The organism is Nonomuraea sp. NPDC052129 (genome assembly GCF_040680095.1).
Lineage (GTDB): Bacteria > Actinomycetota > Actinomycetes > Streptosporangiales > Streptosporangiaceae > Nonomuraea.
Map to the genome: position 1 here is coordinate 1 of NZ_JBFAVX010000037.1, position 13,640 is coordinate 13,640.

Genomic DNA, 13,640 nt, shown 5'->3' on the forward strand with positions numbered 1-13,640 from the left:
TGTTTTCAAATGTGGGGGGGGGGGGGGGGGGCGGGGGGGGGGGGGGGGGGGGGGGGGGGGGGGCCCCCCCCCCCCCCCCCCCCCGGGCCCGCCAATCAGCCGAAAGTACGCCTGATTTCCGGTCGATCGGCCAGCTCAGAACGGGCCGTTCTATCGATGAGCCGCCGCCGCCTCAGTCCGCACAATCGGGGTTATGAGCGACGAGATCACGACGGTACGCCCCCCGTTCCGGCAACCCCCTCAAGGCGGCAGGCCGACGGATGATCGGCGCAGAGCAGGGACTCCCGCCACAACCGCGTCCACGCGGGCAGGGTGGCTCGTGCCCACCGCGCTGATCTTGCTCAGCGCGATTCCCGTGGCGGCGGGTGCCTTCCGCCTGACCCAGTTGACCGGCGGTGCGGCGATCACGTCGGAGAACGCTCGGTTCTTCGCGATGCCCCTGCCCGTGGTGCTGCACATCATCAGCGTCACTGTGTACAGCCTCCTGGGGGCTTTCCAGTTCGCCTCCGGGTTCCGCCGCCGGAGGCCGGGGTGGCATCGCGTCGCCGGGCGGGTGCTGGTGCCATGTGGGTTCGTCGTTGCGCTGACGGGTCTGTGGATGACCCTGTTCTATCCCCGCCCTGCGGGGGATGGCGATCTCGTCACCGGCTTCCGGCTCGTGTTCGGCACGGCCATGTTGCTGTCCCTCGGCCTCGGCCTCGCCGCGATCCGGCGGCGGGACATCGCCCGGCACCGCGCCTGGATGATGCGCGGGTATGCGATCGCACTGGGTGCGGGGACGCAGGCGCTGACCCACTTGCCGTGGTTCCTGTTCTTCGGCACACCGGGCGAGCTGCCCAGAGGGCTGCTCATGGGCGCTGGGTGGGTGATCAACGTCGCCGTGGCCGAATGGATCATCCGTAGGCGACCGGCCAATCCACGCCGAGTTAGTTCTTGATGCGGTTGGTCTCATACGCCCACATGGCGATCTCGACGCGATTGCGGGCGCCGAGTTTGGCCATCAGGCTAGCGATGTGGGATTTGACGGTGCTGAGGGAAATGTGCAGCTGGTCGGCGATCTCGCTGTTGGTTCGGCCACGTGCCACGGTGGTCAGGATCTGTTCTTCTCGCTCGGTGAGCGCCTCGATGGGGTGGACCGGTGGTGCGGTGGGCCCGGCGCGGGTGAAGGCCCCGAGCAGTCGTGCGGTGATGCTCGGGGCGATGAGCGCGTCGCCGTTGGCGGCGGCGTGGACGGCCTGGGAGAGCAGGTCGGCGCCGGCGTTCTTGAGCAGAAAACCCCGGGCGCCGGCTCTCAGGGCGGCGTAGACGTACTCGTCCAGATCGAACGTGGTGATGACGATGACGGCCAAGGGGTCCTCGACGGTCGGTCCGGCCAGGGACCGGGTGGCTTCGATGCCGTCAAGGACGGGCATGCGGATGTCGAACAGGCACACGTCGGGGCGTAGGCGCCGGGCGAGCTCGACGGCTCGCTGCCCGTCGGCGGCCTGGCCGATGACCTCGATGTCCGGCTGGGCGTCGAGGATCATCATGAGGCCGGTGCGGACGATCTCCTGGTCGTCGGCGACGATCACGCGGATGCTCATGGGGCCGATCCGGTTCGAGGGAGTACGGCGGTCACGCTCCAGCCCCGATCGGGGTTCGGGCCGGCCACGCAGGTGCCGCCGAGCAGGTCGGCGCGTTCGATCATGCCGATGAGTCCGTAACCCGGCGACGCGGCCGGGCGGATGAGGCTGCCGTCGCCGTCGTCGCTGACGCGCAGGTGCACCGAGGTGTCGTCGGCGGTCAGGCGGACCTGGATGCGGGTGGCGTGACGCGCGTGGCGCCGGGCGTTGGTGACCGACTCCTGGGCCAGGCGGTAGATCGCGGCACCGACCGAGGGGGGCAGATCGTCGATGTCGCCCGAGATCTCCACGTCAACGGAGGGACCGGAGCCGCCTGGGCCGGCGAGCTGTTGGAGATCGGTGACGCGCCGCCCGGGCGCCAGGCCGGCCGGCTGGTCGCGGCGTAAGACGCGCACCATGGCGCTCATCTCGGCCAAGGCACGCGCCGCCTCCGCCTCGATCACCTGCAGCGCCTCGGTCGCGGCACTCGGCCGCGACGTCGAGGTGGCCAGACCGGCCTGCGCGCGGATGGCCATCGCCGAGACGTGATGAGCGATGGTGTCGTGCAGGTCGCGGGCCAGCTGTTCGCGTTCGAGCAGCTTGACCTGGTCGAGCTCGCGCATCCTGGCCTTGGCCCGGTAGCGGAAGGCCACGCCCAGGGCGCCCACCAGGAACACCACGGCGACCCCGCCGACGGCATCGCTGGGACCGGGGTAGTCGGAGACCATCGAGAAGCAGATCTTGACCAGGATGATCGTCGACCCGATCACCGCATCGCGTCCGGACCCCCACCGGAACAACGAGTAGGCCAGCAACAGCAGAAACGCCATGGTGTAGGTCTCTGGCGAGTAGCCGCCCGTCAGTAAGGGGACCGGGGTCATGGCACCGAAGGCGATCACGATCATCAGCAGCGGTCTGCTGCGGCGCCACAACAACGTCGTCGCCAGCCCGACAGTGACGATCACCGAGAGGGCGCGCCACGGAAGATCCGGCCGCAGCGCTCCTTCGAGCACCGCGACCGCCACCAACACCGCCACCAGCGCCCAGTCCCGCCACCCCCGCGGCGCGGGGTTGGGAGGGCGGGGCTCGTCCCACACCGAACGAATGAGACCGCGCACAGAGCCATGGTACGAGAGCCGGTGCCACTCCGCCCGGTGAGCAGCGCCTTGGCTCGCCGTGCCGCAGCACGTGCACGGCGAAGCGGCGCGAACGATCGCGGGTCTCCTCCTCGGCGGGAGAAGGGGAACGGCCGTCCAGATGGGTGATCTCACGGACGATCTCATTTCCCGTACGCGGCGCTAGAACTTGCGTAAACTGCAAGCTATGTTTCAGTTCATGAAACAGCCGCCGTCCGTCTTGCTTCCACTACTGCGTTCTCCCTTCCAGGGGGAGCTTCTGGCCTGGCTCTTTCTGCATCCCGGTGCAGAATATGCACAGGTTGAGCTGGCGAAGAGGTTCGATGTCTCCGCCTCAACCGTGACTCGCGAAGTCGATCGCCTCGCTGCCGCAGGTCTGATCGTCGAGCGGAGAATCGGCAATCTGCGGATGATCCGCGCGGACACCGATGTAGTCGTGGCTCGACCGCTGACCGAGCTGCTCGCTCTGACATACGGGCCGGTGGCTGTGCTCGGTGAGCAGCTGTCTGGCGTCGTTGGCGTCGAGGAGGCGTACATCTATGGTTCCTGGGCTGCGCGGTACTCCGGCGAGCCAGGCAAGGTGCCGAACGATGTAGACGTCATGGTCGTCGGCGCCGTTGACGAAGATGATCTATACGACGCCGCCAGGGCTGCGGAGCGGCAACTCGGCAGAGAGGTGAACATGCGGCGGTTGAGTCGTGATGACTGGGAGTCCTCCGTCGGTGATCCCTTCCTGGAAACGGTCAGGTCCCGACCTTATGTGCGACTCAAGATTGAGAAGAGGAACGGCCGATGAGATGGGAGCAAGGACGCGCCGCCCTTGAGGGGATGCTCAGCCGTGGCGAGATCCAGAAGGTCGCGGCGAGCCGTTCGCAGGCCGAAGAGTTGCTCGTTCAGGCCTGAAAACACCTGGCAACGGCTCGCCTCGCCATGCAGTCGGATCCGATCGGCGCATACCAGTTGCTCTACGACGCAGCACGTAAGGCGCTGTCCGCCGTGCTGGAGAACCAAGGGCTCCGGGCCAGCAGCAGGGGTGGGCACATCGCGGTGTATGAGGCGGTTCGAAGAGTTCGCGGTCCACGTCCATGCCGATTCGGAGGAATTTGGCCCGCTATCAGATGGGAGGGGAGATCGTGCCGCAGTCGACATCCGCGTATCTGTCCTGTACGGACCTTACGGGAGAGCAAGGCCGGGTGCTTGGTCAATCCTCGTCCGCGGGCAGAGCGAAGAGGCGGATGTACAAGGGGCGGGCGTCCGGCGGTGCGTCCTCGGCGCGGTGGCTGTATCTCAGGAGCAGGGCTATGTACTCCTCGTAGAACTCGGCGAACTCCTGCTTCGTCATTCGGCCCAGGCCGCGTGATGCCTTCGCCCAGTCCGGGTCGCGGTGGTAGGCGGCGGGGAAGCGTTCGAAGAGCACGCGGTCCTCGTCCATGCCGATCCGGTGGAATTCGGCCAGCACCGGGCGGTCCTCAGGGGCGAGTTGGTCCGGGGTGGGCGCGCGCATGTCTCTCGGGGCTTCGGGGGCGCGGCGCCACCAGCGCTCCCTGCCGGTCGAGCGTTCGGGGATCTCCTCGATGAAGCCGTACTTCTCCAGCTGGCGCAGGTGGTAGCTGGTCGTGCCGGTCTTGGCGTCGAGGAGCTCGCCGAGGGTGGTCGAGGTCGCGGGGCCGTGCACGTTGAGGTGGCGCAGCATGAGCCGGCGCATCGGATGGGCGAGGGCCTTGAGCCTCGCCGGGTCGTCGAGCGTGAACGCCTCGTCATCCTTCATGAGGAGCAGCCTATCCTCCTGCCGAACGATATCTGCAGAGAAGCCTTTGCCGAAATGTCTCTGCAGAGTAGCTTCGGCATATGAGACGGATTCTTGCTGGAGCGGCGGCAGCGGCCATGGCCCTGTGCCTGCTCGTCCCGCCGGCGGTCGCGGTGGCCGAACCATCCCCGCTCGCCGTACCCCCTGATCTGAGCGCGGCCGAGGTGAGCTTCCGGGGTAGCGGCGGGCTCGACCTGCACGGCACGGTGCTGACCCCGGCTGGGGCGAAGGCCGACCGGCCGGGGATCGTGCTGGTACACGGCGCCGGCACCGGAACGCCCCGCAAGCAGCTCCTGGGTGAGGCGGTCGAGTTCGCCCGCCGGGGGCTGTCCGTGCTGATCTACGACAAGCGATCAGTGGGCTACTCGCTCTTCACCCGGTCCTACTCGCAGCTGGCCGACGACGCGCTCGGCGCCGTGGCCGCGCTGCGTACGCAGCCGGGCGTGGATCCGGCGAAGGTCGGGTTGTGGGGGCTCAGCGAGGGCGGCTGGGTGGTGCCGATCGCGGCCTCTCGCTCGAAGGAGGTCGCCTTCATCGTGCTCGTGGGCGCCAACGGGCTGGCACCGTTGCGGCAGCAGACCTGGGCGGTGGCGGCCGGGCTGCGGAAGGCGGGGGTGTCGGGGTCGCTCGTCGAGCGGGCCGAGCCCAAGCTGTACACGGCGATCGCCGACGGCGGCATGTTCCCCGAGCCCTACTACGATCCCGCGCCGACCATCGCCAAGGTAAGCCAGCCCGTTCTCGGCATCTGGGGCACGAACGACCTGCTGACCCCGCCCAAGGAGACCCCGCCGGTGTTCGCCAGGGCGCTCGAAGCGGGCGGGAATCGGCATTACACCTTCCAGTTCTTCCCCGGCGCCGATCATGCCGCCCACCAGAGCCCCGACGGCGGCGTCACCCGGCTGAAAGAGCTCGCCCCCGGCTACGCCGATCTGGTCGGCTCCTGGGTGAAGGACGTGACCGGCGGCAAGCCGCCCACGGCTCAGACGAATGGACCGGCCCCCACGCAGGCGTCGCTGACCATTCCGATGGATCCTCCGGCCTGGTGGGAGTTGGCCTTTGTGCAGGTCGCGGCCTTGCTGGTGTTCCTGGTCGGGTTCGGGGCCTACCCGGTGGTCGCGCTGGCGCGGCGGCTTCGCCGCGCTTCCCAGGCTCCGGTGTCCAGGGCCGCCCGGCTGGTGAGCGCGGGCGGCTTCGGGGTGGTGCTCGGGGCGTTCGCCTACCTGTTCTACGTGGTCATGACCGGTGGCAAGCTGGCCGCTCCCGGGCCCATGGTCGCGGGTCATCCGGTGATCTGGCTGGTGCTGCAGCTCCTCGCGGTGGTGTGCGTGGTCGCCACCGTCCGTACGGCGCTGGCCTGGCGCCGGGCCAGCGCCGCTGTGGCGAGGGGGGAGAGGGTACGGCTCGGCCTCCTGCTCGCCGGTGGGGCGGTGTTGCTCCCGTGGGCCCTCTACTGGGGGCTGCTGCTCCCCTGAGGGGCGGTTCGCCATTCGATGTCCTGTTCCGCGCCGCGTACCCAGGTCACGTAGAGCGATGGGCGGCCGGGCCGGGTCACCTCGAACAGATAGGCGTCCGGCACGTCGACCCGCCGGACGCTCTCGGCGCCGTCGAGGCGCGCGGCCAGCTCGGCGAAGGCGTCCGCGCTCGGATGACGGGCACCGAGTGTCTCGCCGTCGGACTCCAGCAGCATCAACTTCGAGAAGATCAACTGCAGCATCTCGAGATGGGCCGTGGGCTCGTCCGCGTCGGGGCCGAGTTGCCAGCAGACCGTGCGCCGCACGCCGCAGGACAGCGCCAGCAGGTTGCGCACCACGAGGTCGCGCGCGTTGATCCGATGCCGCTCGGCCTCCAGCTCCGGCGGGCAGCCCGTCATGAACATCTGCAGAGTTGGCGGCAGCTCGCTCATCCGCGCGTACAGCCGCTCCATCGCCTCCCGGGCGGGTGCGGCCGACACCCGGCCTGACCTGAAGTCCTCGGTCGTGAACGTGTGCCAAGGGGTCATGGCGCCGGAGTTCATGACGTCGGCCAGGTGCTCCATCACCTCCGGATACTGGAAGAGGAGCGGGCCGTTGTACTCGCCGACCAGGATGGGCTTCTCGGGGCCGGACGAGCGCATCACGGTGCGGATGTCGTCGATGGTGTCGGGAATCAGGTACGGGTCGCCGTACAGGTGGATGTCGAAGACGTCGTAAGCGCCGTCGGCGACGAGCCGCAGGAAGAAGTCCCGCTCCTCATCGGGGGTCTCGGGGGCGGGGAAGACGCCGGGCGGGCAGCCGCCGAGCACGACGTCGGCCTGCCGGTCGGCGCTCTTGACCGCCCCGTGGAACAGGGCCAGCAGGTCGAGGTACTCGGTCACGGTGCCGCCCCAGAACAGCGGGATGCACGGCTCGTTCTCGCACTGCCAGTAGCGCACGCGGCCCGCGCAGTGCGTCACCAGGGCGCGCAGCATCGCCTCGTACGCGGCGGGGTCGGTGGGCGGTGAGCCGGGGAGCAGGTCGGTCGACCTGGTCGAGCCCCAGGGTGAGGCCGCGCAGATCATGAACCACAGCTCGGTGTCGTCGTCGACCTGGTCCAGGACCGCGTCCACCGCGCTCCAGTCGTACTGGCCCGGTTCGGGTTCGAGCTGCGACCAGTAGAAGAACATACGCAGCAGCCCGGCGCCGAGGTCGCGGGCCTGCGGGGCGAACGTGTCGGGCTTGGCGACCAGGCCGTACTGGATGCCGCGGGCCACGCCCATCCGGATGCTGTCGGTCGATGTCATGAGCTGTCCCTTCGGAGGAAGTCGTCCTCCGACGATGGCGCCGCCCGCTGGTAGGTCGCTGTTGTCCCGCTGTCAGGCCGCTGGTGGCGGGCCCGCGGCCGGGCTTCGGACCCGAGCCCGGCCGCGAATCGTGTGGTCAGCCGGAAGAGACGTTCAACGCGGTAAGCAGGAACTCCAGCTGGTGCCGCAGCAACCCTTCCACAGCCGCCTCGGCGGTCGGCATGTGCGTGGCCCCCGACAGCGGGAGCACCTGGTGCGGGCGGCCCGCCGCCAGCAGCGCCGCCGACATCCGAAGGGTGTGCGCGGCCACCACGTTGTCGTCCGCCAGGCCGTGCACCAGCAGCAACGGGCGGCGCAGCCGGGCCGCGTCGCCGATGGGCGAGGAACGCTCGTAGTTCTCCGGTTCCTCGTCCGGATGGCCCAGGAACCGCTCCCGCCAGTGGGTGTCGTACAGCCGCTGGTCGCTCGGCGCCGCCCCCGAGACGGCGGCGTGGAACACCTCCGGCATGCGCAGCACGGCCGCCGCCGCGAGCGTGCCGCCGTAGCTCCAGCCGCGGATGCCCACCCGGCCCAGGTCGAGGTCGGGGCAGTGCTCGGCGGCCGCCCGCAGCGCCACGACCTGGTCTTCGAGCGGCGCGGTGAGCGTGTCGCCATGGACGCTCTTGTCCCAGGCGGGGCCGCGTCCCGGAGTGCCACGGCCGTCCGCCGTCACCACCGCGAACCCGTGCTCGGCGAACCACTGCGACTCGGCCAGCCACCAGTGCCGGGCCCGGGTCACCAACTGCATCGCCGGTCCCGCGTACGGCGCCATCAGCACCGGCAGCGGACCGGAGCCTGGCCGGTGCCAGGAGGGCAGCAGCAACGCGGTACGGATCTCCCGCTCACCCGCCCGCAACCATGTGACGCGCGGGACGATCAGCGGCTCGGCCTGGCGCGAGGCGATCTCCACGTCGGGCCGCCCGTCACGCACCACGCGGAAGGAGTGACCGGCCTCGGTGTGGGAAGCGAGCACCAGCGCGCCGCTCGCCCGCTGACCGGTGTGCAGCCCTGGCCCGTCGCTCAGCCGTACGGGACCGCGCTCCGCGTCATATGTCCACAGGTGCTGCTCGGTGGGCTCGTCATTCGCGGTGAAGAGCACAGATTCGCCGGAGACGTCCACGACCGAGCGGATCTGCAGCCCTTCGGGGGTGACCGGACGGCCGTCCACGAGCAGCCGCCGGGTCCCGTCCAGGTCGGCGGTGTGCACCAGCGCACCGGACGCCGTACGTGCGGGCGTGCCCGCGATGAGCTGGACCCAGGCGGCATCGCGCTGCTCGTGGAGCGGCTTCGTCCGGCCCGTGTCCGGGTCGGCGGCCAGTACCCGCAGCGTGCGCTGGTCCCGGCTCTGCACGCCGATCAGCGGGCCGTGCGCGTCCCAGCCGGCGGTGGCCACGTACTCGTACGCGGCCCGGTCCCAGCGCACCTCCACGGAGCCGCCGTCGAGGTCGAGCACGTGCAGCGTGACCTCGGCGTTGGCCGTACCGGCTGCCGGGTAGGCGATCTCGCGAGGCGGCCGGGACGGGTTGGCGGGATCGGCGATCCACCAGCGCTGTACGGGACGGTTGTCGACCCTGGCGGCCAGCAGCCGGGTGCCGTCGGGCGACCACCAATAGCCGCGCGTCCGGTCCATGGATTCGGCCGCCACATGCTCGGCCAGCCCCCAGACCACCTCCGGGTCCTCGGGTACGGCCAGCCGCCGGTCACGCCCGTCGGCCAGCTCGACGACGTGCAGCGCGCCACCGGTCACGTAGGCGACCCGGCTCCCGGTGGGGTCGGGCCGGGGATCGACCACCGGCCCGGCGGTGGGCACGGGCCGCGCCTCACCGCCGTCGATGTGCACCGCCCACAGCCGCCCGTCCACGGCGAAGGCGATGGTACGTACGGCCGCATCGGCCGCATAGGCGACGACCCCGGTCGCCCGCTCCCGAGCCCGCTCCCGCCGAATCCGCTCCGCCTCCGGAACGGCTCCGTCCGCCCCGAGCGTCTCCGGCGCCACGACCAGCCGCTCACCCATCTCGTCGACGACCCACAGACAGCTGCCCCGATCCTCACCCCCGCGAGTACGGAGGAACAGGACCCGACGGCCATCGGGCGACAGAGTGAAGGCCCGGGGCACCCCGAGCGAGAACCGCTGGGTACGGGCGAATTGACGTGGAAATCCCTTGGTATCCATAAAAGGGACTCTGCACCGGACTACCAGGAACAGTGGGGGAGTGAAGTGCGCGGGGAGACTCACCGGCGCCGGGGATCGATCGATCCAGTAGATACTTTAGCAGGCGGGATCCAGGTCAGGCGTTGACGGAGAGCTCCCACAGACGCGCCGCGGACGCCGGGTCGAGGGCGTAGGAGGCGACTCCGTGGCGGGCCGAGTGCGTGTCGTTCGGCAGCGCCTCGTTACAGTCCTCGAAGTAGCGGCCGGTGACGCCGTCGAGCAGCGGCGACGCGGCGGCGAGCACCGACGTGGCCGCCCCCTGCTCCGTCGTCTTCCACGTGACGTCCGCGCCGGAGGAAGCGGCGGCGGCGCGCAGCCGGTCGAGCTCCTCGTCGGAGACGTACCGCTGGAGGTTCGTGCGGATGCCGCCCGGCATCAGCGCGTTGACGGTGATCCCGTCGTCCGCCCAGCGCCGCGCCGCCTCCACCGCGAACAGCACGTTCGCCGTCTTGGACTGCCCGTACGCCGACCACGGCTCATAGGCGCGCTCACGGAAGTTGATGTCCTCGAAGACGACCGGGGAGCGCAGGTGCGCGGTGGAGCTGACCGAGACCACCCGGGCGCCGTCGGCCGCCGCGAGCGCGGCGTGCAGGCCGGTGGCCAGGGCGAAGTGGCCGAGATGGTTCGTGGCGAACTGGAGCTCCCAGCCGTCCGGGGTGTGCGCCTCGGGGCAGGCCATCACGCCGGCGTTGTTGACCAGCATGTGCAGCGGGCCTTCCCAGGCGGTCACGAACGACGTGACCGTGCCGCGGTCGGCGAGGTCCAGCGGGGCGACGAAGATCTGCTTGTTGCCGGTGGTCGCGATGATGTCCGCGGCGGTCGCGGCGCCGGCGTCGAGGTCGCGCACGGCGAGGGTCACTTCCGCGCCCGCCGCGGCGAGCGCGCGGGCGGTCTCGACGCCGATGCCGGACGCCCCGCCGGTGACGATGGCCCGCCGGCCGCTGAGATCGACGCCTTCCAGCACCTCGGCCGCGGTGGATTGGGCGGTGAACGGGGTGGTGATGCGGGTGTTCGCAGTCATGATTCCCAGTCCTGTCAGGGATGCGGTAGGAGAGCCCCAAACGGTAAGATGTGAAACGGAGGAGCCTCCAATTAACTCCGACTGTATTCGGAGTCTCCTCCGTTTGGCAAATCTCGCCCCCGAAATCCACAGGAGTCACCGTGCAGGCCGGATCCCGACCGCTGCGCGCCGACGCGCGCCGCAACCGCGATCGGCTGCTCGACGCCGCCGTGCGCGCCTTCTCCCACGAGGGCCCCGAGGTGACGCTCGACGCGATCGCCAAGGACGCGGGGGTCGGCATCGGTACGCTCTACCGGCATTTCCCCACCCGCGAGGCGCTCGTCGAGGCCGCGTACCGCAACGAGCTCACCCGGCTGTGCGAGGCCGCGGCGAGCCTGCTGCGCACGATGCCGCCCGACCAGGCGACCCGCGCCTGGATGGATCGCTTCGTCGACTACATGACGACCAAGCGCGGCATGGCCGACGCGCTGCGCGCGGTCATCGCGTCCGGCGGCAACCCGTTCGCGGAGAGCCGCGACCGGATGCTCGGCGCGATCGGGTCGCTGCTGGCCGCCGGGGCCGCCGCGGGGACCGTGCGTTCGGACGTCGAGCCGGACGACGTGCTCGCCAGTCTGGGCGGCGTGGCGCTGGTCGTCGGCGAGGACGAGCAGCGCGACCGGACGGGCCGCCTGCTCGACCTGCTGATGGACGGCCTGCGCTACCGCCGTTAGGGGCTCGCTATTTCACGCTGATCTTCGTCATCATCCCCATCGCGCGGTGATTGTCCACCGGGCACCACAGGTCGTACGTCCCCTTCTTCAGCGTGACGGAGAGCTTCGTTGTCTTTCCGGCTGGGACGATGCTGGAGGTCGAGTCGACCCCGGGCCCCTTGATCGACAGGCCATGCGAAGCTGTCCCCGCATTGTGGATCGTGAAGGTGTAGGCCCCTGGCTTGAAGCCGGTCGTCGAGAGCGTGAGAGAGAACTCCCGCTCGGTCACGGTGACAGACGTATCGCGAGCCGCAGTCGTGCCCGCGCCGACCGTTGTCAGCGTCAGCGCGGCGGCTACGAGCCCGATCACCAGACGGGACGCACTTCTGGAACGAATCGCAGCGGACATGATCGCCAACCCTTCATCGCGGCATCGATGTCAGCCATGGCAGTCTCCGTATGCCCGGACCCGCGTAACGCCAGACCCGCGGGCGTGCCGCCATCATTTGACCTTGTCACCAGCGTCAACGTCTATCGTCGATCCCCGACCACCGACGAACGGACGCCCTGGCATGAGCAAGGACCGCGACACTCTTCTTAAGTACGACCAGAGCTTCTTCGACGCCTTGGTGGCCAACGACCTAGACCGGCTGAAGGAGTTGCTGGCGGACGACTTCCTCCTGGTGGGGGTCGAAGATGGGGCGGTCGCCACCAAGCAGGTCATCCTCGACCTGGTGGCGTCCGGGTCCCTCCGGTTTCCGCGGATCGACTCGTTTCCCGACGAGGCGATCGTCCGTTTTCATGGGGAGGTGGGCATCGTCGTGGGACGTACCGGCATGAACTTCACCAGCCCCGAAGGCGCCACGTTCAGTGCCGGGAGCCGCTACACCCACGTGTACACCGCAGACTCCCACGGTTCCTGGCGCCTCACCTCCGCCCAGGGCACCGCGATCAAGGGCTGATCCAGCTACCCCACAAGTGTGGCGGCGCAGCTGGTGACGAGGTCCTCCGCGTAGGCGGGAATCGGGCGGCCCGAGTTCTGGTGGCGACGGACCGTGGCGTACGGCAGGTCGACCGTGGCCAGGAACAACTGCTCGACCTCCTGCGGCTCGCGCCTGTCCAGCCGTTCGGCCAGGGCGCGGACGGCGTTGCGGACCCGGCGGTCGCTGCGTTCCAGGCGTTCGCGGGCTTCCGACGGCCAGTTGGGTTCGTCGAAGTCCGCCGGGCCGTACAGCAGGATGTGAGCTTCGTGCGGATGCGCCCTGCTCCAGGCGACCACGTGGCGCGCGGCGGCGGGGGCGGCCCGCGCGGCGGGCTCGGTGTTGAGCGCGGACAGGAAGCCGTCCTGGAAGCGGTCGACCGTGCGCAGCCACAGGGTGGCGAGCATGGAGGAGCGGCTGGGGAAGCGGTGGTAGATCGAGCCGCTCGGCGCGCGGGCGGCACGGGCGACCGCCGCCACGGTCACGGTGCTCGGGCCGCTCGCGGCCACCAGTTCGGCGGCCGCGTCGAGCAATCGGTCAACGTCATGGCGAGGCGGTCGTCCCATGCCGTCGAGCGTATAGGGACAGACTGAAGGGTTTCTGGGCGGTTAATCAGCTTCTGTCTTGGTCATCGCCCTGATGGTCTCGGTCATGTGCGTCCGCAGCTGTTACGCCCCTCGAACCTCCTCCCGACCGCGGGGCCGTCCCCATCGTCGAGCCAGGTCGCGCCCGTACACTCCGGGCTCCACTCGGCCCCGCCCTCTTCCGCGATCACCTCGATGGACGGATCCGCGCAGATCAGCAGCAGATATTTCACCAGATGACTCCTTCTGCTCGTCGTTTTCACCCAACGACGAACGGCTCCCTCACAAACCGACAAGTGGACAGCGATATAGCGGGCAACTCATATTGGACGGGGTCAACATCCCCACACCGGAGGTCTGTATGGACGTGCGTCTGGACCATCTCGTCTGCTGGGTCTCGGACCAGCTTCGCGCGCTCGACTTCTACGAGCAGGTCATCGGCCTGCCCGGGGTACGTGCCGAGGAGTTCAGGGACGGCAAGGCGCCGTTCCCCAGCGTACGGGTCTCCGGTGACACGATCATCGACCTGATGCCCCAGAACGCGGCGAAGCGCGTCGACGAGGGCACCGGCGTCAGCGGCAGCGCCGGTCATCCAGTCAACCACTTCTGCCTGGCACTCGCCCGCGACGACTTCGACGCGCTCGAAGCCAGGCTCACCAGCAACGGCGTGGAGGTCACCGGCACCGGCTCCAACTCCTTCGGCGCCAGGGGCATCGCGCCCGGCGTGATCTACTTCTCCGACCTCGACGGGAACGTTATCGAAGCCCGCTACTACGACTGAGGCTCAAGGACGCGGCCGCGGCGCAAACTGTC

General features: G+C 69.5%; 15 protein-coding genes. 6 read left to right on the plus strand and 9 right to left on the minus strand.

Features of this window, described 5'->3' with window-relative positions:
- The first annotated feature begins 193 nt into the window (after positions 1 to 193).
- Positions 194 to 937, plus strand: a complete 744-nt coding sequence (locus tag AB0L53_RS48325) for a DUF2306 domain-containing protein (protein WP_364010264.1) — start codon at positions 194 to 196, stop codon at positions 935 to 937.
- Here AB0L53_RS48325 and AB0L53_RS48330 read toward each other — a convergent pair.
- A complete protein-coding gene (locus AB0L53_RS48330) occupies positions 927 to 1,583 on the minus strand; it encodes a response regulator transcription factor (protein ID WP_364010267.1) in 657 nt (218 codons plus the stop codon). The two genes, AB0L53_RS48325 and AB0L53_RS48330, sit on opposite strands and share 11 nt — an antisense overlap.
- The gene (locus tag AB0L53_RS48335; protein WP_364010270.1) at positions 1,580 to 2,719 is read right to left on the minus strand and encodes a histidine kinase; all 1,140 of its coding nucleotides are present in this window, start codon (positions 2,717 to 2,719) and stop codon (positions 1,580 to 1,582) included. Before AB0L53_RS48335 ends, AB0L53_RS48330 begins: the two co-directional genes overlap by 4 nt.
- A 205-nt stretch (positions 2,720 to 2,924) precedes the next feature.
- Between AB0L53_RS48335 and AB0L53_RS48340 the strand changes: the two genes are divergently transcribed.
- Positions 2,925 to 3,533: an ArsR family transcriptional regulator gene (locus AB0L53_RS48340; RefSeq protein WP_364010274.1), complete on the plus strand. Its 609-nt coding sequence runs from the start codon at positions 2,925 to 2,927 to the stop codon at positions 3,531 to 3,533.
- Between the two features lie 405 nt (positions 3,534 to 3,938).
- On the opposite strand, the gene AB0L53_RS48345 is transcribed toward AB0L53_RS48340, so the two are convergent.
- Complete coding sequence (locus AB0L53_RS48345; protein ID WP_358554172.1) at positions 3,939 to 4,505, minus strand: helix-turn-helix domain-containing protein; 567 nt, start codon at positions 4,503 to 4,505, stop codon at positions 3,939 to 3,941.
- 80 nt (positions 4,506 to 4,585) lie between these two features.
- Between AB0L53_RS48345 and AB0L53_RS48350 the strand changes: the two genes are divergently transcribed.
- A complete protein-coding gene (locus AB0L53_RS48350; RefSeq protein WP_364010277.1) occupies positions 4,586 to 6,016 on the plus strand; it encodes a prolyl oligopeptidase family serine peptidase in 1,431 nt (476 codons plus the stop codon).
- Here AB0L53_RS48350 and AB0L53_RS48355 read toward each other — a convergent pair.
- The 3 genes from AB0L53_RS48355 to AB0L53_RS48365 all read right to left on the minus strand — a co-directional run bounded on the left by AB0L53_RS48355 (position 5,992) and on the right by AB0L53_RS48365 (position 10,574).
- Entirely contained in the window at positions 5,992 to 7,302 is a 1,311-nt protein-coding gene (locus AB0L53_RS48355; protein ID WP_364010280.1) for a hypothetical protein, read from the minus strand. The genes AB0L53_RS48350 and AB0L53_RS48355 overlap by 25 nt on opposite strands.
- Before the next feature lie 136 nt (positions 7,303 to 7,438).
- Entirely contained in the window at positions 7,439 to 9,514 is a 2,076-nt protein-coding gene (locus tag AB0L53_RS48360; protein ID WP_364010283.1) for a prolyl oligopeptidase family serine peptidase, read from the minus strand.
- 115 nt (positions 9,515 to 9,629) lie between these two features.
- Positions 9,630 to 10,574: an SDR family NAD(P)-dependent oxidoreductase gene (locus AB0L53_RS48365; protein ID WP_364010286.1), complete on the minus strand. Its 945-nt coding sequence runs from the start codon at positions 10,572 to 10,574 to the stop codon at positions 9,630 to 9,632.
- A gap of 140 nt (positions 10,575 to 10,714) precedes the next feature.
- Here AB0L53_RS48365 and AB0L53_RS48370 point away from each other — a divergent pair, with 140 nt between their 5' ends.
- Positions 10,715 to 11,284 carry a helix-turn-helix domain-containing protein gene (locus AB0L53_RS48370; protein ID WP_364010289.1) on the plus strand — a complete coding sequence of 190 codons (570 nt, stop codon included), beginning with the start codon at positions 10,715 to 10,717 and terminating at the stop codon, positions 11,282 to 11,284.
- Positions 11,285 to 11,291: 7 nt separating this feature from the next.
- Here the strand turns inward: AB0L53_RS48370 and AB0L53_RS48375 are convergent, their stop codons facing one another.
- Complete coding sequence (locus AB0L53_RS48375; protein ID WP_364010292.1) at positions 11,292 to 11,672, minus strand: cupredoxin domain-containing protein; 381 nt, start codon at positions 11,670 to 11,672, stop codon at positions 11,292 to 11,294.
- Positions 11,673 to 11,835: 163 nt separating this feature from the next.
- Between AB0L53_RS48375 and AB0L53_RS48380 the strand changes: the two genes are divergently transcribed.
- Entirely contained in the window at positions 11,836 to 12,225 is a 390-nt protein-coding gene (locus tag AB0L53_RS48380; protein ID WP_364010295.1) for a nuclear transport factor 2 family protein, read from the plus strand.
- A gap of 5 nt (positions 12,226 to 12,230) precedes the next feature.
- On the opposite strand, the gene AB0L53_RS48385 is transcribed toward AB0L53_RS48380, so the two are convergent.
- The gene (locus AB0L53_RS48385) at positions 12,231 to 12,809 is read right to left on the minus strand and encodes a TetR/AcrR family transcriptional regulator (RefSeq protein ID WP_364010298.1); all 579 of its coding nucleotides are present in this window, start codon (positions 12,807 to 12,809) and stop codon (positions 12,231 to 12,233) included.
- A gap of 83 nt (positions 12,810 to 12,892) precedes the next feature.
- Complete coding sequence (locus tag AB0L53_RS48390) at positions 12,893 to 13,060, minus strand: hypothetical protein (RefSeq protein WP_364010301.1); 168 nt, start codon at positions 13,058 to 13,060, stop codon at positions 12,893 to 12,895.
- Between the two features lie 128 nt (positions 13,061 to 13,188).
- Here AB0L53_RS48390 and AB0L53_RS48395 point away from each other — a divergent pair, with 128 nt between their 5' ends.
- A complete protein-coding gene (locus tag AB0L53_RS48395; protein ID WP_364010304.1) occupies positions 13,189 to 13,608 on the plus strand; it encodes a VOC family protein in 420 nt (139 codons plus the stop codon).
- Positions 13,609 to 13,640: the final 32 nt, after the last annotated feature.